This is a genomic window from Streptomyces virginiae (genome assembly GCF_040638905.1).
Taxonomy (GTDB): domain Bacteria; phylum Actinomycetota; class Actinomycetes; order Streptomycetales; family Streptomycetaceae; genus Streptomyces; species Streptomyces virginiae_B.
The window spans coordinates 181,430-202,000 of sequence record NZ_JBEZYV010000011.1; the positions used below are offsets into that span (position 1 = coordinate 181,430).

Genomic DNA, 20,571 nt, shown 5'->3' on the forward strand with positions numbered 1-20,571 from the left:
ACGGCCCCATCTCCCGACGGCACGAAAAACGGGCGGGCCCGCGACTCCCCCCATGGGTCGCGGGTCCGCCCGTCAGCCGGGTCCTGCCCTGCCGGTCGGCGTCAGTCGGCCAGCGGCAGGTAGACGCGGTTGCCCGAAGCAGCGAACTCGGCGGACTTCTCCGCCATGCCGGCCTGGATCTCGTCCGCCTTCAGGTCGCCACCGTGTTCACGGCGGATGTCCTGCGAGATCTTCATCGAGCAGAACTTCGGACCGCACATGGAGCAGAAGTGCGCGGTCTTGGCCGGCTCGGCGGGAAGGGTCTCGTCGTGGAACTCACGCGCCGTGTCCGGGTCGAGGGCCAGGTTGAACTGGTCCTCCCAGCGGAACTCGAACCGCGCGTCGGACAGTGCGTCGTCCCACTCCTGAGCGCCGGGGTGTCCCTTGGCCAGGTCCGCCGCGTGCGCCGAGATCTTGTACGTGATGACGCCGGTCTTGACGTCGTCCCGGTTGGGCAGCCCCAGGTGCTCCTTGGGCGTGACGTAGCAGAGCATCGCCGTGCCCCACCAGGCGATCATCGCCGCGCCGATGCCCGAGGTGATGTGGTCGTACGCGGGCGCGACGTCCGTGGTCAGCGGGCCGAGCGTGTAGAACGGCGCCTCCTCGCAGATCTCCTGCTGGAGGTCGATGTTCTCCTTGATCTTGTGCATCGGGACGTGGCCCGGGCCCTCGATCATCGTCTGGACGTTGTGGCGCTTGGCGATGGTGTTGAGCTCGCCCAGCGTCTTCAGCTCGGCGAACTGGGCCGCGTCGTTGGCGTCCGCGATGGAACCGGGCCGCAGACCGTCACCCAGCGAGTACGTGACGTCGTACGTCGCCAGGATCTCGCAGAGCTCCTCGAAGTTCGTGTAGAGGAAGTTCTCCTTGTGGTGCGCGAGGCACCAAGCGGCCATGATCGAGCCGCCGCGCGAGACGATGCCGGTCTTGCGGCGGGCGGTCAGCGGCACGTACGGCAGCAGCACACCGGCGTGGACCGTCATGTAGTCGACGCCCTGCTCGGCCTGCTCGATGACCGTGTCCTTGTAGATCTCCCAGGTCAGGTCCTCGGCGCGGCCGTCGACCTTCTCCAGCGCCTGGTAGAGCGGCACGGTGCCGATCGGCACGGGCGAGTTGCGCAGCACCCACTCGCGGGTGGTGTGGATGTTGCGGCCCGTCGAGAGGTCCATGACCGTGTCCGCGCCCCAGCGCGTCGCCCAGGTCATCTTCTCCACCTCCTCCTCGATGGAGGAGGTGACGGCGGAGTTGCCGATGTTGGCGTTGACCTTCACCAGGAACTTCTTGCCGATGATCATCGGCTCGATCTCGGGGTGGTTCACGTTCGCCGGGAGCACCGCGCGACCTGCGGCGATCTCCTCGCGGACGACCTCGGGGGAGACGTTCTCGCGGATCGCGACGTACTCCATCTCCGGGGTGATCTCGCCCCGGCGGGCGTACGCGAGCTGTGTGACGGCGGCTCCGTCACGGCCCCGGCGGGGCTGGCGGGGGCGGCCCGGGAAGACCGCGTCGAGGTTCTTGAGGCCACCGCGCGGCGAGGTGTGCTTGATGCCGTCGTCCTCGGGCCGGACCGGGCGGCCGGCGTACTCCTCGGTGTCACCGCGGCCGATGATCCAGTTCTCGCGCAGCGGCGCGAGGCCCCGTCGCACATCGGTCTCGACCTGCGGGTCGGTGTACGGACCGGACGTGTCGTACAGCGTCACGTCCTTGCCGTTGGTGAGGTGGACCTGGCGGACCGGCACCCGGATGTCGGGGCGGGAGCCCGCCACGTAGCCCTTGTGCCAGCCCGGCTTGCGCTCGGTCGAGCCGTCGGCGTCCTGGCTGACGGCAGGCGTGCGTGCGTCCTGAATGGTCATGAGACCTATCTCCCTACGCCGGCATTACCCGGTAACAGGTTCGGCGGTCGACGCAGCCTCCTCCCGTACGCATCTGTGATGCGCGTACGGTGATCAGCGTCCTCTCAGCCCGGTGCTCCGAGCTCCCGCGTTGTGCAAAGTAGCCCCCACGCTAGCGTCATCCATGGCGTGCTGAACAGTGGGCCCCCTCATCTCTTGCGATGATCTGCTGGTGACGTCCTCGCCGCAGCCCCCCACCGAGCCCACTGAGCCCCATGGCCACTCCGGCCACACGCACGCCGGACACGGGCCCTCCTCCGGCCACTCCCACAGCCACAGTCACGGACCAGCGGCCCCCGTCTCGAAGCACCTGCGCAAGGTCATCGCGGCGGTACTGATCCCCTTCGCCGTCGCCGTCTTCGTCGGCATGGCGGTCCTCTGGCCGGGCGGCACGCCGGACCACGAGCGGACCGGGGTGGGCTTCGACCGGCAGACCCAGCAGGCCAAGGTCGTGTCACTGGAGCTCGTCGACTGCAAATCCGTGAACGCCGCGCAGGTTCCGGCGGCCGGCGGGGCCTCCACCCCGTCGGGCGGCGGGGCCCGGGGCGCGCAGACCGGCGATTGCAAGAAGGCCACCGTCGAGATCGGGAGCGGCCCGGACAAGGGACGCACCTTCGTGGAGATCGTCCAGCCGGGCGCTCCACGACAGTTGGCGGACGGCCAGGAGGTGGTGGTGGCGTACGCCCCGGACGCGCCCCGCGACCTGCAGTACTCGGTGATCGACGTGAACCGCAAGCTGCCGCTTGCGGTGCTGGCCGGCATCTTCGCGCTGTCGGTCGTGCTCGTCGGGCGGATGCGCGGGCTGTTCGCGCTGATCGCGCTGATCGTCAGCTTCGGCGTGCTGACGTTCTTCATCCTCCCCGCCATCCTCCAGGGGTCGAACCCTCTGGTGGTCGCGGTGGTGGGCGCGAGCGCGATCATGCTGATCGCGCTCTACATGTGCCACGGCCTGACCGCCCGTACGTCGGTGGCCGTCCTCGGCACGCTCGTGTCGCTGCTGCTGATCGGCCTGTTGGGCTCGGTGTTCATCGACTGGGCGTTCCTCAGCGGCAACACCGACGACAACACCGGGCTGATCCACGGGCTCTACCCGGACATCGACATGAGCGGCCTGCTGCTCGCCGGCATCATCATCGGATCGCTGGGTGTGCTCGACGACGTGACGGTCACCCAGACCTCGGCGGTCTGGGAACTCCACCAGGCCGACCCGTCGATGGGGCCGCGGTCGCTGTACCGGGCCGCCATCAGGATCGGCCGCGACCACATCGCGTCGGTGGTCAACACCCTGGTCCTGGCCTACGCGGGCGCCGCGCTCCCGCTGCTCCTGCTGTTCTCGATCGCCAACAGCAGCATGGGGTCGGTGGCGAACAGCGAGCTGGTCGCGGTGGAGATCGTCCGGACCCTCGTGGGCTCGATCGGGCTGGTGGCCTCGGTACCCGTGACGACGGCACTGGCCGCACTGGTGGTTTCGGCCGACCGGCCGGAATCCCCGGCCGTCGCACCGGGCTCGGGACCGGTACGCGGCGGCCGGGGCCGGCGGCGCAAGCGCTGAACGGCGGTTCAGCGTGAGCGGTGGTTCGGCCTGAACGGCGGTTCTGCGTGAGCGGCGATCGAGTCCGAACCGCGGTTCAGCCGGCGTTCTGCTCGTTCTGCTTCGCCTCGGCCAGGATTCTGACGAGGGCCTCGTCCAGGTGTTCCTCGAAGTCGCCCGTGTTCCGCTCCTGTCCGAGCGGAACGAGCCGGTCGGTGCGGTCGAGGAACGCGACGAGCGGCGCCGCGCCGGCACGGAACAGGGCCCGGTCACCGCCGACCTGGAGCCGGATGTGAACGTCGGACAACTCCTCGGGGCCGGTGGGGGCGATGTGCACATCGCCGTCACCGCACGGCTTGTTGATGCCGTCGAGGAGGAGCTCCCGGCCGAACGCCCAGGTCACGGGCGCGTCTCCGGGAAGGTGAAAGGTCAGGCGGACTGCGTAGGGATCACGGGCGTCGTACCGGAGTTCCACCGGGATCCGGAACGAGAGCTCCTCGGAAACGAGGAAGCTCATCATGACCTCTGCCTGTACCGACTCGCGCATTGACTACCCCGCTGTAGTGGAAGTGGCCAGGAATGATCCCCCAAGGCCCTCTTGACAAGAGTGGTGGAAGCGCTAGCAGATCACAAGGAGTGAGTTTTCAGATACTGATAGAGAAGGAGAGGGTGCTCAACAGCGCGCCTACTTCACTCCGTAGTCGATCGACTACATACAGCAATCGATCCTCCTGGTGCAGGGGCAGAGAAATGGCCATAGTTGCGGCCGCATCCCCGGCAGTGATGGGGATGGCGGCACAGACAGTGCCGAGGGCATATTCCTGGCGCTCGATTACAGGCTGCATTCGCCCGAGGGCTTCGATCCGCTTCTCCAAGGAGTGCAGATCGCGCACGGTATAAGGGGTGATGGCCTCTACCGGATGACGGTCGTAATAGTCCTTGCGCGCGCCCTCGTCGAGCTGGCCGAGCAGGCACTGCCCGATGGCGTGCGCGTATCCCGTCTCACGGAAGTCGGCCCACTCCTCGCACGCCGGGCTGCCGGGGGTGTCCGAGACGCCCACGACTTCGATTTCACCCTCGCGGTAGACCGCGAAGTAGACGGGAGCCCCGACCACGTCGCGGAAGTGGGCGAGCGAGTCGAGGATCATGCTGCGACGTTTCTGCTGGAGTCCCGCGCGGGCCAGCCTGCCGGCCGCGTCGCCGAGTACGAAGACTCCGCACTCTCTGCGCAGATAGCCCTCGTGCGTCAGGGTGCGCAGCAGGTGGTAAGCGGTGGGAAGCGGGAGCCCGGCCTCACGCGCCAGCTGCTTCGCCGGGGCTCCCCCGCTGTGGGATCCCGCGGCTTCCAGCAGTCTCAGCGCCCTCTGCACCGAACCGATCAGTGTCGGCACCCCTGCATTGTGGACCGGAGACACAGCTCACCCCCAGGCGTGGCGGCGGGCCTTCAGGGGTGACCCGCTCGGCGGGGGCCACCCCCGCGCATGCCGGATCCTGGGGTCGCGCTCGGCGGGTCGTCGGCACCACCACAGGTCAGGGGGCGGTGTCGGCTCTCGGTGCCCAGGGAACGGCACAGATCGCGACTCTATCGACCGGTTCCGGGGCCGCGAGCGGTTCACGGCGTCCCGTTCCCTCAGCTGGGTTAATCCCGCAGCCGCCCCCGCCCGTCACTACCACTCGCCGGACGAGGACTTCGAAGTGCCGCCGCCGACCTTCTTCACGACGAAGATCAGACCGCCGACGAGGCCGACGAAGAGGAGCAGCTTGAAGGCGAACGAGATCAGTGCGCCCAGGATGCTGGTGATGACACCGCCGAAGACGAACAGGGCCAGCAGCGGGACGGCGACCCACTTAACCCACCAGGGCATGCCTGCGAATATCTCTCGGATGCCGTTCATGTCCTCGACCTCTTCCTGGTCTTCCCGTCTGTGACTTCCTGCTCTCGATGCTAGGAGCCCGCGGGCGCCGATCGGGGCCCGCGAGCCCCCGGAGTCCCCTGATCCGCCCCTTAGGGGGATCAGGGCGGCGACCCTCACCGGCGGGACCGCTCAGCCCTCGGGCGGGGAGAACACCACCATCACCTTCAGGTCCTCGGTGATGTGGTGGAACTTGTGCGGGACGCCCGCCGGGACGTAGACGACGCTGCCGCGCGCCACGGTGGTGGTCTCCTCCCCGACCGTGATCGAGGCCCGCCCGCTGACGACGAAGTACAGCTCGTCCTGACCGTGCGGCCGCTGCGAATCGGTCTGGCCGGCGTCGAGCGCGTACAGCCCGACCGACATGTTCCGCTCGCGCAGGAACTGCAGATAGGCGCCGTCGTTGGCGGCCCGTTCCGCTTCGAGCTCGTCAAGCCGGAAGGCTTTCATCGTGGTTGTGCCCCTTGTACTCGATCGTTCCCTCGCATCCGCTGATCTGCGGATGTCCCACCGGGATCTTCTCTGCCACGATCAGACACATGACGAATTTCGTAGTCAAGACGCTCGCCAACGCCGCGGCCCTGGCCGTCGCCGTGTGGCTGCTTGCCGGCATCACCCTCGACGACGGCAGCAGTCTCGGCCGCCGGACACTCACCCTGATCCTGGTCGCCCTGGTCTTCGGTCTGGTCAACTTGATCGTCAAGCCGCTCGTGAAGCTGCTTTCGCTGCCGCTCTTCGTCCTCACCCTGGGGCTGTTCACACTGGTCGTGAACGCCCTGATGCTGCTCCTGACCTCATGGCTGGCCACGCAGCTCGACCTCAGCTTCCATGTCGACGGGTTCTGGACCGCACTCCTGGGCGGCCTGATCATCTCGGTCGTCTCCTGGGCCGTGAACATGGTCCTTCCCGACAAGGACTGAGCGGGCCGCACATGTACCGGGTCTGCTTCGTCTGCACGGGCAACATATGCCGCTCCCCCATGGCCGAATCCGTCTTCCGCGCCCATGTCGAACGGGCCGGACTCCACGCCCTCGTCGAGGTGGACAGCGCCGGGACCGGCGGCTGGCACGAGGGCGACGGCGCGGACCCGCGCACGATCTCCGTCCTGGAGACCGCAGGCTACGCACAGGACCACCGCGCCCGGCAGTTCCACCCGTCCTGGTTCTCCCGCCTCGACCTCGTCATCGCGCTCGACGCCGGACACCTGCGGGACCTGCGGGCACTCGCACCCACTGCACGGGACGCCGCCAAGGTCCGGCTGCTGCGGTCCTACGATCCAGCGGCCACGTCCGGACCGTACGACGTACCGGACCCCTACTACGGGCCGATCGGCGGGTTCGAGGATTGCCTGGATCTCATCGAGGCCGCCGGCCCCGGTCTGCTGGAGGCCGTACGCGAGGCGATGAAGGAGCACACCGCGTGAACGAGTACTTCCCCGAACGAGCCGGCGAGACGATCGGTGACGGCACCCGCGCCGTGCGCGCCGGTCTGCCCGAGGCCGTCAAGAACGCACCGCCCCTGCCGGGGCCGGTCTTCGCCGCCCACTTCCACCTCCCCGGGGACGTCGAAGGCCCCTACGCCTACGGGCGCGACACCAACCCGACCTGGACCCTGCTGGAACGGGCGATCGGGGAGCTGGAAGCCCCCGGCCAGGACGTGCACACCGTCGTCTTCGCCTCCGGCATGGCGGCGGTCTCCGCCGTTCTCCTCTCCCAGACGCGCACGGGCGACACCGTCGTCCTGCCCGATGACGGATACCAGGCGCTGCCGCTGCTGCGGGAGCAGTTGGAGGCGTACGGGATCCACGTGCGTACCGCCCCCACCGGCTCGGACGCCCAGCTCGAGGTCCTCGACGGCGCACGGATGCTGTGGATGGAGACGCCGTCCAATCCCGGGCTCGACGTGTGCGACGTACGACGCCTCGCGGGAGCCGCGCACGCCGGCGGGACCCTGGTCGCCGTCGACAACACCCTCGCCACCCCTTTGGGGCAGCGCCCACTGGAGCTCGGCGCCGACTTCTCCGTGGCGAGCGGCACCAAGGGCCTGACCGGCCACGGGGACCTGCTGCTCGGGTACGTCGTGTGCCGCGACCCGGAACTCGCGGCCCGTGTCCGGGGGTGGCGCAAGATCATCGGCGCGATCCCCGGCCCCATGGAGGCCTGGCTCGCCCACCGCTCGCTGGCCACGATGCAGCTGCGCGCGCAGCGCCAGTGGACCAACGCACTGGCCGTCGCGGAGGCGCTGAGCGAGCGCCGCGACGTGAACGGCGTGCGCTACCCGGGGCTGACCACGGACCCCTCGCACAAGACGGCCGCCCGCCAGATGCGGGGCTTCGGCTCGGTGGTCTCCTTCACTCTGCCCGACCGGGCGCACGCGGAACGGTTCATGGCCGCCCTGCACCTGGTCGAGGACGCCACGAGTTTCGGCGGCGTGCGGTCCACCGCCGAGCGGCGCGGACGGTGGGGCGGCGACGCCGTGTCCGAGGGCTTCATCCGTTTCTCCGCCGGAGCCGAGGACCCCGATGACCTGGTCGCGGACGTCCTGCGGGCCCTCGACCGGGCCCTCGACCCGGCCGGTCACGATCGCTGAACAGCAGTGGAAAGGGCGGTCCGAGCCTCCCCCCTAGTGGCTCGGACCGCCCCGGGTTCCGCGCGCGAAGAACCACGCGTCAAGGCTAATTGACTCTGCGTCAGAGTCCAATCACGGTAGCGACAGGGGCCTATCTGCATATTTATAGTTGTAGACCCCCACCGAGAGGTGTCGCGATGGATCTGGCCCTGCTGCGCACCTTCGTCGCGGTCCACCGGGCGGGCTCGTTCACGCGGGCCGCAGCCCTCCTCGGACTGTCCCAGCCCGCCGTGACCTCCCAGATCCGTACCCTGGAGCGGCAGTTGGGACGACCGCTCTTCCACCGCCGGGCCCGCGGTGTCACCCCCACCGCCGTCGGCGACGAACTCGCCCACAAGGCCGCTCCGCACCTCGACGCCCTGCTCCGGATCACCGAGGCCGAGCGGGAGGACGCGGGCGGGCTGCGCGCCCTCCACGTCGCCGGGCCACCCGAGTTCCTCTCCCTGCGCGTGCTCCCCGCCCTGGCACCCCTGGTCGGCCAGGGCCACACCTTGCGCGCCACCCTGCAGAGCGACTCCGGAACCGTCCTCGACGGGCTCGCAGCCGGCCACCACGACCTCGTCGTCACCACCGCCCACCCGCGCGGCGGACCCTTCACCGCCACCGCACTGTGCGACGAGGAGCACGTCCTGGTCGCCGCCCCCTACTGGGCCGCACTCGTCGACACGGACCGGCTGCGGGACGACGGTCCCGGGGCTCTGGAAGGCATCCCGCTCGTCGAGGTCCACGAAACCCTGCCGCTCGTCACCCGGTACTGGAGTGCCGTCTTCGACGTCCTGCCGGCCGCCAAGTCCCTGGCCGCCACCGTGGTCGTACCCGACCTGCGCGCCGTCCTGGAATGCGTCCTCGCCGGCGCGGGGCTCGCGGTGCTGCCCCGGTACCTGTGCCAGGACGCGCTCGACAGCGGCCGGATCACGACCGTCGCGGAGCCTCCCGTACCACCGCTGCGCACCTGGTTCCTGGTCCTACGGGCAGGGAGCCCCGCTCTCGCCCACCTCGCGCGGGCACGCGAGCGACTGCTGGATGCCGCCGTGCACTGGTGAGCCCCCTGTTTCCGGCCCGTGGCGCGTTTCAGAAGCGGAGTGGTGGGCCACTCTTCTCCCATGACCGAACGTCCCGTGGTCAAACGCACCGCCCGCGCGATCCTGCTCGACGGTGACGACCTGATCCTCATCAAACGCACCAAGCCCGGCGTCGACCCGTACTGGGTCACCCCCGGCGGGGGAGTGGAGTCCTCGGACGCCACCGTCGTCGATGCCCTCCACCGAGAGGTCCATGAAGAACTCGGCGCGAAGATCACCGATGTCGTGCCCTGTTTCGTCGACACCGTCGAGCACATCGCCGATGGCGGGGTGACCGGCGTGAAGGTGCAGCACTTCTTCGTCTGCCGCCTCGAATCGATGGACCCGAGCCTGCGGCACGGCCCCGAGGTCGACGAGCCCGCGGGCGAGTACGAGATCGTCCACGTGCCCTTCAGCCGGGTGGGCATCGCAGCGGTCCATCTCGTCCCGTTGTCCCTACGTCACTATCTGGACGGCAACATCGAGGGCGTGCGCGCCATGCACGCGCCCGACCTGGGCTGAGGCCGTTCCGGGGCCGGCGGGCTGCCGCCGGTCCCGGACCGGCCGTACCCGCCGGTCTCACCCGGCGATGCCCACCAGCTCCTCGACCGCGTCGTGCCTGATCCGCTCGCCGGGAATGCCGATCCGCAGGAGCTCGTCCACCCCGCTGCGGATCATCGCGGGCGGTCCCGAGACGAATGCGTCGTACGAGCTCCACGGCCCGTGCTCCCCCACGGCGTGCGGCAGCTGTCCCGCCAACCCGTCGCCGACCACCGGCCGCACCGACAGCCACGGGTGCGAGCGCTGGAGCCCCAGCAGCGTGTCCTTGTCGTACAGGTCGCTGTCGCTGCGCGCCCCGAAGAACACCTCCACCGGCCGCCGCTCCCCGTGTCCGGCCACGTCCTCGATCAGCGCCTTGATCGGGGCGATGCCGGTCCCGCCGCCCAGGCACAGCATCCCGTTGTCCGTGGTGTGGTCCACCACCATCGACCCGGCCGGCGGCCCCAGACGCAGCACGTCCCCGGGGCGGGCATGGCGCACCAGCGCGTTGGAGACCCAGCCCGCGGGGACGGCCTTGACGTGGAAGGAGAGCAGGCCGTCCGCCCGGGGCGCCGAGGCGAAGGAGTAGTGCCGCCAGACCCGCGGCCACCACGGGGTCTCCACACTGGCGTACTGGCCGGCCAGGAAGGCGTAGGGCTGGTCGGGGCGGACGGTCAACACCGCGATGTCCGGGGTGCGCAGGTCGTGGGAGACCACCTCCGCGTGCCACCATGCGGGGGCCTTCATCTCGTCCGCGGCCGCCGCGTCGATCATGATCTGGGAGATCGCGGTGTACGCCCGAACCCACGCGGCCTGGGTCTCCGACCCCCAGCTCTGTGTCGCGAAGCGGGCCAGCGCCCCGACGAGGGCCTCCCCGATCACGGGGTAGTGGCCGGCCATGGTGCCGTACTTGCGGTGCGCAGTGCCCAGGCGGCAGAGGTAGGGGGCGAGTACTGCGGGATCGTCGATGTGCTCGGCGGCGGTCAGCAGTGCCTTCAGCAGTCGGTCCCGCTGCGTGTCCATGGCCGCCGGGAACATGTTCCGCACTTCCGGGTGCCCGGTGAAGACCAGGGCGTAGAAGTACGAGGTCACCTTGTCGGCGACCGGGGCGATCTCCGCGAGGGTCCGGCGGATGAGGACGGCATCCGGTGAGGGCTCGGCCGCACCGCCCTCGGCGGGTATCCGGGCCGCTTCGCGTCTGGCCGATCTGGTGGGCGGAGCGTCCATGCGGTGCCTCGCTTCGAGCATCTCGGTCGGTCTGCACACGCCACGGTCTACGAATCCGTGGTTCCGGGTTTCACAGCGTGCCAGCCGTCCCAGAGGCCTGCGGGGAAACGCGGAAAATCCGCGTTTCGAACCCACTTTCCTCCTAAGATGCGTCAACTCCCGGGCGCGCCACCGCCACGAGCTGGTATACCTCCCGCAGATCCCGCCCCTCGTAGACGTGGCTCGCACGCGCGGCCAGATGCGGTCTCGCGTTGACCGCCACCGAAACGGATACCACCTCGAAGAGGTGGATGTCGGTCGCCGAATCCCCGTACGCCACACAGTCGGCGCGGGTCACGCCGAACTGCTCGCACAGGCGGTCGGCCACCATGACCTTGGCCTCGGGGGTCAGGATCCCGGCCGCTTCCACGGGTCGGGTGAACGGCACTTCCGGGAAGACCGACCCGTGGGCGGCATGAGCGCCCCACTCCAGCAGCAGTTCCACGAAGAACGACGGGGACAGGGAGACCACCGCGCAGTACTCCCCGCGCTGCCTGATCTCGTGCCAGACGTCCCGGATTCCTGCGAGCCACGGCGCCCCGTCGAAAGCGGCCCTGACATGCTCCGGCGTCAACCCGGCCCACAGAGCGTGTGCCGCGACCGAGAACTGGTGCGGCCCGATCTCCCGCGCGGCGAAGGACCTCTCCAACTTTGCGATTTCGGCACTCACCCCGAGCTGGCGGGAGATCTCCACCGGAGCCGCCGAGCCGTACATCAGCGTTCCGTCGAGGTCGAAGAGGTGCAGGCGCGTCATAGCCCCCGAGGCTAGTGGGTTGGTTTCACGTGAAACACCGTGTTTCACGTGAAACATCGCCCGGCGTTTCAACTGGCACGTCGTTCGGTGCGACCGTCCGCTCACTCGTGTTTCACGTGAAACATGCGTGCCAAATCCTCTGGACGACTCCTGATCCATGATCCAGTCTGGGCCGGTGACACCACCACACATCACCGATCTGCCGATCCGAGCGCTGACCGTGGACGATCTCCACCGCTGCGCCGACCTGTCCGAAGATCGTGGCTGGCTCCGCGAGGACCACAAGTGGGGACTGCTGCTCGCCGCCGGAAACGGCTTCGGCGTGGACGCCCCGGACGGCCGGGGTCTCGCCGCCGCCTGCATCGTCACCCGGTACGGCAGCACCTCCGCCGGCCCCGGACTCGCCGCCATCGGCATGGTTCTCGTGGCCGACCGCTACGCCCGACGGGGCGTGGGACGCGCCTTGATGACACACGTCTGCAATGACGTGCTCAAGGGCATTCCCCTCACCCTGCACGCCACGCCCTATGGGCGCCCGCTCTACGAGGAGCTCGGGTTCAAGACCACGGGCCGCGCCGAGATGCTGGTGGGCGCCTTCCACGAGGACGGCACCTACAACGCTCACGGCACCACTCGAGTGCGGCCGGCGGTCGCCGATGACCTCCCCCGCATCCTGCGCCTGGACGTCGAGGTCTTCGGAGCCGACCGGACGCACATGATCACGCGGCTGCCGGCCTTTGCCGACCAGCTGCTCGTCTCCGAGGAGCACGGCGGAGACGGCACGCTCACGGGATACGCCGCAACCTGGCCCAATATGCACACCCAGGTCATCGGCCCACTCATCGCGCGCGACACCGACACCGCCAAGTCCTTGATCACCGCTCTTGCCAGGGGCACGGACCGTGTCCTGCGCACCGATGTCGACGTACGGCACGACGGACTGCTGGCGTGGCTCAAGGAACGAGGCCTGGAGTCCGTGGCCTTCAACGCCGTGATGGCCCGGGACATCCCCGACCTTCCCGGTGACTGGACCCGCCGCTGGGCGCCGTTGACCGTGGCCGCGGGCTGAGAGGAGCTCCCGTCGTGACCGACACTTCCGAACTGGCGATCCGGCCCGCCACCGAGGCCGATCTGCCCGCCATTGTCGCCATGCTGGCCGATGACCCGCTCGGCGCCACCCGCGAATCCCCGATGGACCTGACCCCGTACCGCACGGCGCTGGAGCGTCTCGTCGGTGATCCGAACCAGCACGTGGTCGTCGCGGTGCGGTCCGGCCGGGTCGTGGGCACCCTCCAGCTGACGATCATCCCCGGCCTCTCCCGCAAGGGCGCCACACGCTCCATCATCGAGGGCGTCCGCGTCCACGCGGACGAGCGCGGCAGCGGACTGGGCACCCGGTTCATCGAGTGGGCGATCGAGAAGTCCCGTGCCGAGAACTGCACGCTCGTCCAGCTGACGTCGGACGTGACCCGGACCGACGCCCACCGCTTCTACGAACGGCTCGGGTTCACCGCGTCGCACGTCGGATTCAAGCTCCAGCTCTGACCTGCCGCGTGGGCCGGGCCTGGCCGCTGTGTCGGCGGCCCGGCCTACGATCGGGAGGATGAGCGCCAGTCTCCCCCTCATCAGCACCACCGAGCGCCGCAGCCGGCTCGGCCGACGCCACCGGCTCGCTCCATCAGCCCGCGCCACGACGGTCGCGGAGGCGGCGGACTCCGTCGTCGCCCTGCACGCCACCGACGCCGCGACCGTCTTCCTCTCCGCGCGGGCCCGGCTCGCCGAGGGCGGCCCCGAGATGGTCGAGCAGGCGCTCTACGACGACGTCCGGGTCGTGCGGCTGCTCAGCATGCGCAACACCCTCTTCGCGGTGTCAACGCAACTCGCCCCCTACGTCGACGCGTCGACCGCCCGTGCCATCGCCGTCAAGGAGCGCCGTACCTTCCTCAAGCACCTGGACGAGGACGGGCAGGGACTCGACGCCGCGTGGCTGGCCCGGGCAGAGGCGGCCGCGCTGGACACCCTCGACACCCGCGGTCCCCTCACCGGCAGTCAGTTGTCCGCCGCCGTACCCGCCCTGCGCCAGAAGATCACCCTCAGCCGGGGCAAGATGTACGAGACGGAGCAGGGGGTCGCCACCCGGGTCATCCGCCTGCTGGCCGCCGACGGCAGGATCCGCCGGGACCGGCCGCGGGGATCGTGGACCTCCAGCCAGTTCCGCTGGGTACACACCGCGCCCTGGCCCGCCGTACCGGCCGCCGAGGCCCGCGCGGAGATCGCCCGCCTGTGGCTGCACGCGTACGGCCCGGCCACCGAGGCCGATCTCAAGTGGTGGACCGGCTGGACCCTCACGGACGTCCGCAAGGCCCTGACAGCCGTCGGCCCCGACCGGGTACGCCTCGACGACGGCAGCACGGCCCTCGTCAGCCCCGGAGACACCGCGCCCGAGCCGGCCCCCGAGCCCTGGGCGGCGCTACTGCCCGCGCTCGACCCCACCGGTATGGGCTGGGCCGACCGGGGGTTCCACCTCGATGCCGCCCACCGGTCCGCCCTCTTCGACTACGCGGGCAACATCGGGCCCACCGTGTGGTGGAACGGCGAGATCGTCGGCGGCTGGGCCCAGCGTCCGGACGGCGAGATCGTCTGGCGGCTGCTGTGCGCCCCCGGCCGCACCGCCGAGAAGGCGATCACCGCCGAGGCCTCCCGCCTGTCCGCCTGGGTGGGCGACGCCCGCGTCACCCCGCGCTTCCGCACGCCGCTGGAGCGTGAGCTAGTCGCCTGAGGCCGGCCCTGGCCGTCAGCCGATGCCCCGCCAGCCCTGCGGGTCGACCCCGCCTGGGATCGGGGCGCCGGCGTCGTACGGCTCCCTCGTGAACACGAAGGACGCCAGATCGAGGTGGCTCACCGAGCCGTCCTCACGGCGCACCGCCCGGAGCGTCTCGCCGGCGTAGTACCCGGACAGCCCGGTCCAGCTGCCGTCGGCCTCGGCCCGGAACCGGGCCGCACGGCCGGTCCCGCCGACCGGCGCCAGCTCGAGCGAGCCGTCCGCGATCAGCCGAACCACCTGGGCCGAAGTCCCCCAGTACCAAGGGCCGCACACGTCGAGAGGCACCTGATCCGCTTCCTGGAACGGCCGCCACGGCCGCGGGAACGGGGGCTCGGCATCCGCAACGATTCCGATGAGATCGGCGGCGACGCCCGCCGCCGGCAGACCCGAGGTGCAATTGGCCAGGACCACCGCTGCCACGTCGTCCGTCTCGCTCAACCACAACCCCGCGACGAACCCGGGCAGCGAGCCGCTGTGGCCCACCAACCGGCGCCCGCCGTGGGCCATCGACTGCATCCCCAGGCCGTAGCCGAGGTCGGCAGATCCGGGCTCGGGCGGCGCGGTCGGCCGCCGCATCTCCCGTACGGACTCCGCACTCAGGACCCGCTCGTCACCGCGCAGCAGGAAGTCGGCGAACCGTGCGAGGTCCCGGGTGGTGGACCACAGCTGACCGGCCGCGGCCATCAGCCCCAGGTCTTCCAGCGGCTCGGGCATCATCACGTCGGCCCACGGATGGACCGCCCAGCCGCCCGCGTGCGGGGCCTGCGGCAGTCCGCTCGTACGGTCCAGGCCCAGGGGATCCAGCACCTCGGCCCGCAGGGCCTCCTCCCAGGGCCGTCCGCGCAGCGCCTCCACCAGCGAACCCAGCAGGGTGTACCCGGGGTTGGAGTAGTGGTGCCTACTGCCCGGCGTGAACCTGAAGGGCTCCTCACCCAGCACGTCGGAGAGTTCGGGCCGCTGCGCGCCGGGGGTGCGCTCCCACCACTCGCCGGGGGTCTCCGCGGCCAGCCCGCCGGTGTGGGCGAGCAGTTGGGCGATGGTCACCTGGCCGGCGGCGGTACCCGGGAGGTGCTTCTCCAGCGGGTCCTCGAGCCTCAGCAGCCCTTCGTCCCGCAGGCGCATGACGAGGACGGCGGTGAAGGTCTTGCTGATCGACCCGATCCGGTACTGGACGTTCCCGTCCGGGCCGTGCCCCGCGACGGAGGTCCGGGATCCCTCCCAGACCACCTCCCCGCCGCGGAGTACGGCGGCCACGATCGACGGCGCTCGGCCCGTGCTCTGCGCGACGGCGATCCGGTGTCTCAGCACGCGCCGGGTGGCGGGCAGCAGTTCGAAGTCCTCGGCAAGCTCATCCATGATCGGATGCTATGTGTTGGCCATGTCCACGAAGCGCGAATAGTGGCCCTGGAAGGCCACGGTGATCGTCGCGGTGGGGCCGTTACGGTGCTTGGCCACGATCAGGTCGGCCTCACCGGCGCGAGGGGACTCCTTCTCATAGGCGTCCTCGCGGTGCAGCAGGATCACCATGTCGGCGTCCTGCTCGATCGAGCCGGACTCACGCAGGTCGGAGACCATCGGCTTCTTGTCGGTCCGCTGCTCCGGACCACGGTTCAGCTGCGAGAGCGCGATCACCGGGACTTCGAGCTCCTTCGCCAGCAGCTTGAGGTTTCGGGACATGTCCGAGACCTCCTGCTGACGGCTCTCGGGACGGCGCGAGCCGCCCGACTGCATCAGCTGGAGGTAGTCGATGACCACGAGCGAGAGGTCGTTGCGCTGCTTGAGCCGGCGGCACTTGGCCCGGATCTCCATCATCGACAGGTTGGGGGAATCGTCGATGTAGAGGGGGGCGGCGGAGACGTCCGGCATCCGACGGGCCAGCCGGGTCCAGTCGTCGTCAGTCATCGTGCCCGAACGCATGTGGTGCAGCGCCACCCTGGCCTCCGCCGACAACAGGCGCATGGCGATCTCGTTGCGACCCATTTCGAGGGAGAAGATCACGCTGGGCAGGTTGCTCTTGATGGAACAGGCTCGGGCGAAGTCCAGCGCGAGCGTGGACTTACCCATGGCCGGACGGGCGGCGATGACGATCATCTGCCCCGGGTGCAGGCCGTTGGTCAGGGAGTCCAGGTCGGTGAAGCCGGTGGGGACACCCGACATCTGCCCGCTGCGCGAGCCGATGGCCTCGATCTCGTCGAGGGCGCCCTCCATGATGTCGCCCAGCGGCAGGTAGTCCTCGGAGGTCCGCTGCTCCGTGACGGCGTAGATCTCGGCCTGGGCGCTGTTGACGATCTCGTCGACGTCGCCGTCGGCCGCGTATCCCATCTGCGTGATCTTCGTACCTGCGGCGACCAGGCGGCGCAGGACGGCCCTCTCGTGGACGATCTCCGCGTAGTACTCCGCGTTCGCCGCGGTCGGCACGGACTGGACCAGCGTGTGCAGGTACGAGGCCCCGCCGACCTTGCTGATCTCGCCGCGTCGCGTCAGCTCGGCGCCGACGGTGATCGGGTCGGCCGGCTCGCCCTTGGCGTACAGATCGAGGATTGCCTGGTAGATCGTCTCGTGCGACGGCCGGTAGAAGTCGTGGCCCTTGATGACCTCGACGACATCGGCGATGGCGTCCTTGGAGAGCAGCATGCCGCCGAGCACCGACTGCTCGGCGTCGAGGTCCTGCGGAGGAACGCGCTCGAAGCCGCCGCCGCCGCCGTCCCAGGAGCCGCCCTCGCGACCCCGGTCGTGCTGCTCGTCGCCACGGCCCCGGCCCTCGCCGTTACGGCGCGGACGGGCGGGCAGACGGTCACTCGGACCGCTGTCGGCCCAGGGGTCGTCCATGGGCTCGGGCATGCTCACCGGGCCGCCTCCTCCCGTCCGCAACGCGGACCTCGCCGTGCGGCTCTTTCTACGACACGGCTCTGACATTTGGGGCACCCGAATCGGCTCTCGGCGAGTCGGGCAACGCCCCACGGTAGGGCCGGGAGCGGCGTCAGCCAATCTTGTTATCCACAGGCCCTGTGGATGAGATGTGGATGACGGCGCCAATGCTGTGGGTAACTCCCCGGAAGCTGTGCACGGACCGGGGGACGACGCTGTGGACAAAATCACCCGAGACCCCCCGCCACCCCATCTGACCTGCGGTTTCCTCGCCCACCGACGGTGGGCGCGAAAATTGTTCGGCGCGCTCTCGAGAACGCCTCCAACGAGGCGTGGAGAACCCGCAAGTCAGCGCGTCGGTAAGGCGCCAGGTATGGTTGCATCCATTACCTGTGGAAGATTGGACGGGGCGCATGACACAGGCCCTCACAGCACCCGCGGCGGGGCCGAGACGGCACGACCGAGAGATCTTCACTCTCGCTGTTCCCGCCTTCGGCGCCCTCGTCGCCGAGCCCCTCTTCGTGATGGCCGACAGCGCCATCGTGGGACACCTCGGGACCCCGCAGCTGGCCGGCCTCGGCATCGCCGCCGCCCTGCTCACCACTGCTGTGAGCGTCTTCGTCTTCCTCGCCTACGCCACTACCGCGGCTGTCGCCCGCCGGGTCGGCGCAGGAGACCTGCCGGCCGCCATCCGGCAGGGCATGGACGGAATCTGGCTGGCCCTGCTGCTCGGCGTGGCCGTCATCGCCGTGGTGCTGCCCGCCGCACCCTCGCTGATCTCCCTCTTCGGCGCCTCCGACAGCGTCGCCCCGCACGCGATCACCTATCTGCGCATCTCCGCCCTCGGCATCCCCGCGATGCTCGTGGTCTTGGCGGCCACCGGCGTAATCCGGGGCCTCCAGGACACCCGTACACCGCTCTACGTCGCGATCGGCGGCTTCGCCCTCAACGCGGGCCTGAACGTCGCGCTCGTCTACGGTGCGGGCCTGGGCATCGCCGGCTCCGCCTGGGGCACGGTCCTCGCGCAGTGCGCCATGGCCGCCGCCTACCTCTCCGTGGTCGTACGCGGGGCCCGACGGCATGGCGCCTCCCTGCGTCCCGATACCGCCGGGATACGCGCCTGTGCCCGGGCCGGGGCTCCGTTGCTGGTCCGCACCCTGTCCCTGCGCGCCATTCTGATGATCGCGACCGCCGTGGCCGCCCGGCTCGGCGACGCCGACATCGCGGCCCACCAGATCCTGCTCTCCCTGTGGAGCCTGCTCGCCTTCGCTCTGGACGCCATCGCGATCGCCGGGCAGGCGATCATCGGCCGCTACCTGGGCTCGGGCGACACGGACGGCGCGAAGGCCGTCTGCCGCAGGATGGTGCAGTGGGGCATCACGACGGGCATCGTGCTCGGCCTGTTGGTGGTCCTGGCCCGCCCGGTCTTCATCCCGCTGTTCACGAGCGACCCGGCTGTCGAGAACGCCCTGCTGCCCGCCCTGCTCGTGGTGGCCCTCTCCCAGCCCGTGTCCGGCATCGTCTTCGTACTGGACGGGGTCCTCATGGGCGCGGGCGACGGCCGCTACCTCGCCAGGGCCATGCTCGTGACGCTTGCCGCCTTCAGCCCGGTCGCCCTGCTCGTCCCGGCCCTGGGCGGCGGGCTGACGATGCTCTGGTGGGCCATGACCCTGATGATGCTGGTCCGGATGGTCACCCTTCAGCTGCGTGCCCGTTCCGGCCGATGGGCGATCGCGGGAGCCACCCGGTAGGTGTTTCACGTGAAACATGCCTCGGCGCCGGGGTGTTTCACGTGAAACACCCCGGCGCCCCTGCCCGGAAAGCCCGGGAAACGGCGAAGGGCCGCACCCCATCGGGTGCGGCCCTTCACGTGCAGCCCTTAGGCGGCGACGACCTCGACGCCCACGTTCGCGGCCACGTCGGCGTGCAGACGCACGGAGACCTGGTACGAACCGAGGGTCTTGATCGGGGAGCCCAGCTCAACGCGGCGCTTGTCGACCTTCGGGCCACCGGAAGCCTCGATCGCCGTGGCGATGTCGGCCGGGGTCACGGAGCCGAAGAGACGACCGGCGTCACCCGCGCGGGTGGCCAGACGGACCTTCACACCCTCGAGCTTGGCCTTGACCTCGTTGGCCTGCTCGATGGTCGCAATCTCGTGGATCTTGCGGGCGCGGCGGATCTGCGCCACGTCCTTCTCGCCACCCTTGGTCCAGCGGATCGCGAAACCACGCGGGACCAGGTAGTTGCGAGCGTAACCGTCCTTGACGTCGACGACATCGCCGGCGGCACCGAGGCCAGAGACCTCGTGGGTCAGGATGATCTTCATTAGTCGGTCACCCTTTCCTTATCGCGCGGTGGACGTGTAGGGCAGCAGCGCCATCTCACGGCTGTTCTTCACGGCCGTGGCGACGTCACGCTGGTGCTGCGTGCAGTTGCCGGTTACGCGGCGGGCACGGATCTTGCCACGGTCGGAAATGAACTTCCGCAGCATGTTCGTGTCCTTGTAGTCCACGTACGCGGTCTTGTCCTTGCAGAACGCGCAGACCTTCTTCTTAGGCTTGCGCACAGGCGGCTTCGCCATTGTGTCTCTCCTGTGTGATCAAGAAGTTTGGATGGAGCTGCCCTAGAAGGGCGGCTCGTCCGAGTAGCCACCGCCGGAGCCGCTGGAGCTTCCGCCCCAACCGCCCCCGCCGCCGCCCTGCTGCTGGCCACCGGCCGGCGCGCTGGACGCCCACGGGTCGTCGGAGGGAGCTCCGCCGCCCTGCTGGCCGCCGCCGCTGGGGGCTCCGCCCCAGCCACCGCCGCCACCCTGCTGCTGACCGCCGCCGCCGCCGTATCCGCCCTGGCCACCGCGACCGGTGGTCTTGGTGACCTTGGCCGTGGCGTTCTTCAGGCTGGGGCCGACTTCCTCGACGTCCAGCTCGTAGACCGTGCGCTTGACACCCTCACGGTCCTCGTACGACCGCTGCCTCAGCCGGCCCTGCACGATGACGCGCATGCCTCGCTGGAGGGACTCGGCGACGTTCTCCGCCGCCTGCCGCCACACCGAGCAGGTCAGGAACAGGCTTTCGCCGTCCTTCCACTCATTGGTCTGACGGTCGAAGGTGCGGGGGGTGGACGCGACACGGAACTTCGCGACCGCCGCACCCGAGGGGGTGAAGCGCAGCTCGGGGTCGTCGACGAGATTGCCGACGACCGTGATGACGGTCTCGCCTGCCATGGATGAACCTCTCGGCGGGGATTGCTGCTGGGCTGCTG

At 69.8% G+C, this 20,571-nt stretch carries 22 protein-coding genes; 10 read left to right on the forward strand and 12 right to left on the reverse strand.

The window, feature by feature from the left end; all coding sequences use genetic code 11:
- Positions 1-101: 101 nt before the first annotated feature.
- Positions 102-1,889: a phosphomethylpyrimidine synthase ThiC gene (gene thiC / locus AB0F82_RS18340; RefSeq protein WP_356811315.1), complete on the reverse strand. Its 1,788-nt coding sequence runs from the start codon at positions 1,887-1,889 to the stop codon at positions 102-104.
- Between the two features lie 211 nt (positions 1,890-2,100).
- On the opposite strand from thiC, the gene AB0F82_RS18345 reads away from it, so the two are divergent.
- Positions 2,101-3,480, forward strand: a complete 1,380-nt coding sequence (locus AB0F82_RS18345; RefSeq protein WP_362628682.1) for a YibE/F family protein — start codon at positions 2,101-2,103, stop codon at positions 3,478-3,480.
- A 76-nt stretch (positions 3,481-3,556) separates the two neighbouring features.
- On the opposite strand, the gene AB0F82_RS18350 is transcribed toward AB0F82_RS18345, so the two are convergent.
- From AB0F82_RS18350 to AB0F82_RS18365, 4 genes are all read right to left on the reverse strand, one after another.
- The gene (locus tag AB0F82_RS18350; protein WP_362628685.1) at positions 3,557-4,006 is read right to left on the reverse strand and encodes an SsgA family sporulation/cell division regulator; all 450 of its coding nucleotides are present in this window, start codon (positions 4,004-4,006) and stop codon (positions 3,557-3,559) included.
- Between the two features lie 97 nt (positions 4,007-4,103).
- Positions 4,104-4,841: an IclR family transcriptional regulator gene (locus tag AB0F82_RS18355; protein ID WP_436842113.1), complete on the reverse strand. Its 738-nt coding sequence runs from the start codon at positions 4,839-4,841 to the stop codon at positions 4,104-4,106.
- A 285-nt stretch (positions 4,842-5,126) separates the two neighbouring features.
- Positions 5,127-5,354, reverse strand: a complete 228-nt coding sequence (locus tag AB0F82_RS18360; protein ID WP_356811311.1) for a DUF5326 family protein — start codon at positions 5,352-5,354, stop codon at positions 5,127-5,129.
- Between the two features lie 150 nt (positions 5,355-5,504).
- Positions 5,505-5,822: a cupin domain-containing protein gene (locus AB0F82_RS18365; RefSeq protein WP_362628690.1), complete on the reverse strand. Its 318-nt coding sequence runs from the start codon at positions 5,820-5,822 to the stop codon at positions 5,505-5,507.
- An 89-nt stretch (positions 5,823-5,911) separates the two neighbouring features.
- On the opposite strand from AB0F82_RS18365, the gene AB0F82_RS18370 reads away from it, so the two are divergent.
- The 5 genes from AB0F82_RS18370 (at position 5,912) to AB0F82_RS18390 (ending at position 9,583) form a co-directional block, all read left to right on the forward strand.
- Complete coding sequence (locus AB0F82_RS18370; protein ID WP_030025779.1) at positions 5,912-6,292, forward strand: phage holin family protein; 381 nt, start codon at positions 5,912-5,914, stop codon at positions 6,290-6,292.
- An 11-nt stretch (positions 6,293-6,303) separates the two neighbouring features.
- On the forward strand, positions 6,304-6,795 hold the full coding sequence (locus AB0F82_RS18375) for a low molecular weight protein-tyrosine-phosphatase (RefSeq protein ID WP_362628693.1): 492 nt from the start codon (positions 6,304-6,306) through the stop codon (positions 6,793-6,795).
- Positions 6,792-7,961 carry a cystathionine gamma-lyase gene (locus AB0F82_RS18380; protein WP_362628696.1) on the forward strand — a complete coding sequence of 390 codons (1,170 nt, stop codon included), beginning with the start codon at positions 6,792-6,794 and terminating at the stop codon, positions 7,959-7,961. The genes AB0F82_RS18375 and AB0F82_RS18380 overlap by 4 nt, the downstream gene beginning before the upstream one ends.
- 176 nt (positions 7,962-8,137) lie before the next feature.
- Complete coding sequence (locus AB0F82_RS18385; RefSeq protein ID WP_362628699.1) at positions 8,138-9,043, forward strand: LysR family transcriptional regulator; 906 nt, start codon at positions 8,138-8,140, stop codon at positions 9,041-9,043.
- Between the two features lie 60 nt (positions 9,044-9,103).
- Positions 9,104-9,583 carry an NUDIX hydrolase gene (locus AB0F82_RS18390; RefSeq protein ID WP_362628702.1) on the forward strand — a complete coding sequence of 160 codons (480 nt, stop codon included), beginning with the start codon at positions 9,104-9,106 and terminating at the stop codon, positions 9,581-9,583.
- A 57-nt stretch (positions 9,584-9,640) separates the two neighbouring features.
- Here AB0F82_RS18390 and AB0F82_RS18395 read toward each other — a convergent pair whose 3' ends face one another.
- Together AB0F82_RS18395 and AB0F82_RS18400 are read right to left on the reverse strand one after the other, a co-directional pair.
- Positions 9,641-10,849: a globin domain-containing protein gene (locus AB0F82_RS18395; RefSeq protein ID WP_436842106.1), complete on the reverse strand. Its 1,209-nt coding sequence runs from the start codon at positions 10,847-10,849 to the stop codon at positions 9,641-9,643.
- 121 nt (positions 10,850-10,970) lie between these two features.
- Positions 10,971-11,621, reverse strand: coding sequence for an HAD family hydrolase (locus tag AB0F82_RS18400; protein ID WP_362628708.1), 651 nt, complete (start codon positions 11,619-11,621; stop codon positions 10,971-10,973).
- Positions 11,622-11,796: 175 nt separating this feature from the next.
- Between AB0F82_RS18400 and AB0F82_RS18405 the strand changes: the two genes are divergently transcribed.
- Genes AB0F82_RS18405 through AB0F82_RS18415 form a run of 3 tightly spaced genes read left to right on the forward strand, consistent with a single transcriptional unit; the run spans position 11,797 to position 14,400 of the window.
- Positions 11,797-12,690 (forward strand): GNAT family N-acetyltransferase, encoded by an 894-nt coding sequence (locus AB0F82_RS18405; protein WP_362628711.1) that lies wholly within the window; start codon positions 11,797-11,799, stop codon positions 12,688-12,690.
- Between the two features lie 14 nt (positions 12,691-12,704).
- Positions 12,705-13,166, forward strand: coding sequence for a GNAT family N-acetyltransferase (locus tag AB0F82_RS18410; RefSeq protein ID WP_362628713.1), 462 nt, complete (start codon positions 12,705-12,707; stop codon positions 13,164-13,166).
- A 58-nt stretch (positions 13,167-13,224) separates the two neighbouring features.
- Positions 13,225-14,400: a winged helix DNA-binding domain-containing protein gene (locus AB0F82_RS18415; protein WP_362628716.1), complete on the forward strand. Its 1,176-nt coding sequence runs from the start codon at positions 13,225-13,227 to the stop codon at positions 14,398-14,400.
- A 15-nt stretch (positions 14,401-14,415) separates the two neighbouring features.
- Here the strand turns inward: AB0F82_RS18415 and AB0F82_RS18420 are convergent, their stop codons facing one another.
- Together AB0F82_RS18420 and dnaB are read right to left on the reverse strand one after the other, a co-directional pair.
- Entirely contained in the window at positions 14,416-15,801 is a 1,386-nt protein-coding gene (locus tag AB0F82_RS18420) for a serine hydrolase domain-containing protein (RefSeq protein ID WP_362628719.1), read from the reverse strand.
- Positions 15,802-15,810: 9 nt separating this feature from the next.
- Entirely contained in the window at positions 15,811-17,274 is a 1,464-nt protein-coding gene (gene dnaB / locus AB0F82_RS18425; RefSeq protein WP_362628847.1) for a replicative DNA helicase, read from the reverse strand.
- A gap of 452 nt (positions 17,275-17,726) precedes the next feature.
- On the opposite strand from dnaB, the gene AB0F82_RS18430 reads away from it, so the two are divergent.
- Positions 17,727-19,064: an MATE family efflux transporter gene (locus AB0F82_RS18430; protein WP_362628722.1), complete on the forward strand. Its 1,338-nt coding sequence runs from the start codon at positions 17,727-17,729 to the stop codon at positions 19,062-19,064.
- Between the two features lie 128 nt (positions 19,065-19,192).
- Here AB0F82_RS18430 and rplI read toward each other — a convergent pair whose 3' ends face one another.
- Genes rplI through AB0F82_RS18445 form a run of 3 tightly spaced genes read right to left on the reverse strand, consistent with a single transcriptional unit; the run spans position 19,193 to position 20,533 of the window.
- Positions 19,193-19,639 (reverse strand): 50S ribosomal protein L9, encoded by a 447-nt coding sequence (rplI, locus tag AB0F82_RS18435; protein ID WP_356811298.1) that lies wholly within the window; start codon positions 19,637-19,639, stop codon positions 19,193-19,195.
- 18 nt (positions 19,640-19,657) lie between these two features.
- Positions 19,658-19,894 carry a 30S ribosomal protein S18 gene (gene rpsR, locus AB0F82_RS18440; protein ID WP_005315025.1) on the reverse strand — a complete coding sequence of 79 codons (237 nt, stop codon included), beginning with the start codon at positions 19,892-19,894 and terminating at the stop codon, positions 19,658-19,660.
- A 42-nt stretch (positions 19,895-19,936) separates the two neighbouring features.
- Entirely contained in the window at positions 19,937-20,533 is a 597-nt protein-coding gene (locus AB0F82_RS18445; protein WP_362628726.1) for a single-stranded DNA-binding protein, read from the reverse strand.
- Positions 20,534-20,571: the final 38 nt, after the last annotated feature.

What these genes read in the sequence shown, in the direction of transcription:
- rpsR (WP_005315025.1), bottom strand. Translation starts at nt 19,894, where the DNA reads ATGGCGAAGCCGCCTGTGCGCAAGCCTAAGAAGAAGGTCTGCGCGTTC.
- AB0F82_RS18445 (WP_362628726.1), bottom strand. Translation starts at nt 20,533, where the DNA reads ATGGCAGGCGAGACCGTCATCACGGTCGTCGGCAATCTCGTCGACGAC.
- AB0F82_RS18385 (WP_362628699.1), top strand. Translation starts at nt 8,138, where the DNA reads ATGGATCTGGCCCTGCTGCGCACCTTCGTCGCGGTCCACCGGGCGGGC.
- AB0F82_RS18415 (WP_362628716.1), top strand. Translation starts at nt 13,225, where the DNA reads ATGAGCGCCAGTCTCCCCCTCATCAGCACCACCGAGCGCCGCAGCCGG.
- AB0F82_RS18400 (WP_362628708.1), bottom strand. Translation starts at nt 11,621, where the DNA reads ATGACGCGCCTGCACCTCTTCGACCTCGACGGAACGCTGATGTACGGC.
- AB0F82_RS18365 (WP_362628690.1), bottom strand. Translation starts at nt 5,822, where the DNA reads ATGAAAGCCTTCCGGCTTGACGAGCTCGAAGCGGAACGGGCCGCCAAC.
- AB0F82_RS18370 (WP_030025779.1), top strand. Translation starts at nt 5,912, where the DNA reads ATGACGAATTTCGTAGTCAAGACGCTCGCCAACGCCGCGGCCCTGGCC.
- dnaB (WP_362628847.1), bottom strand. Translation starts at nt 17,274, where the DNA reads ATGGACGACCCCTGGGCCGACAGCGGTCCGAGTGACCGTCTGCCCGCC.
- thiC (WP_356811315.1), bottom strand. Translation starts at nt 1,889, where the DNA reads ATGACCATTCAGGACGCACGCACGCCTGCCGTCAGCCAGGACGCCGAC.
- AB0F82_RS18430 (WP_362628722.1), top strand. Translation starts at nt 17,727, where the DNA reads ATGACACAGGCCCTCACAGCACCCGCGGCGGGGCCGAGACGGCACGAC.
- AB0F82_RS18420 (WP_362628719.1), bottom strand. Translation starts at nt 15,801, where the DNA reads ATGGATGAGCTTGCCGAGGACTTCGAACTGCTGCCCGCCACCCGGCGC.
- AB0F82_RS18395 (WP_436842106.1), bottom strand. Translation starts at nt 10,849, where the DNA reads ATGCTCGAAGCGAGGCACCGCATGGACGCTCCGCCCACCAGATCGGCC.
- rplI (WP_356811298.1), bottom strand. Translation starts at nt 19,639, where the DNA reads ATGAAGATCATCCTGACCCACGAGGTCTCTGGCCTCGGTGCCGCCGGC.
- AB0F82_RS18350 (WP_362628685.1), bottom strand. Translation starts at nt 4,006, where the DNA reads ATGCGCGAGTCGGTACAGGCAGAGGTCATGATGAGCTTCCTCGTTTCC.
- AB0F82_RS18360 (WP_356811311.1), bottom strand. Translation starts at nt 5,354, where the DNA reads ATGAACGGCATCCGAGAGATATTCGCAGGCATGCCCTGGTGGGTTAAG.
- AB0F82_RS18390 (WP_362628702.1), top strand. Translation starts at nt 9,104, where the DNA reads ATGACCGAACGTCCCGTGGTCAAACGCACCGCCCGCGCGATCCTGCTC.
- AB0F82_RS18375 (WP_362628693.1), top strand. Translation starts at nt 6,304, where the DNA reads ATGTACCGGGTCTGCTTCGTCTGCACGGGCAACATATGCCGCTCCCCC.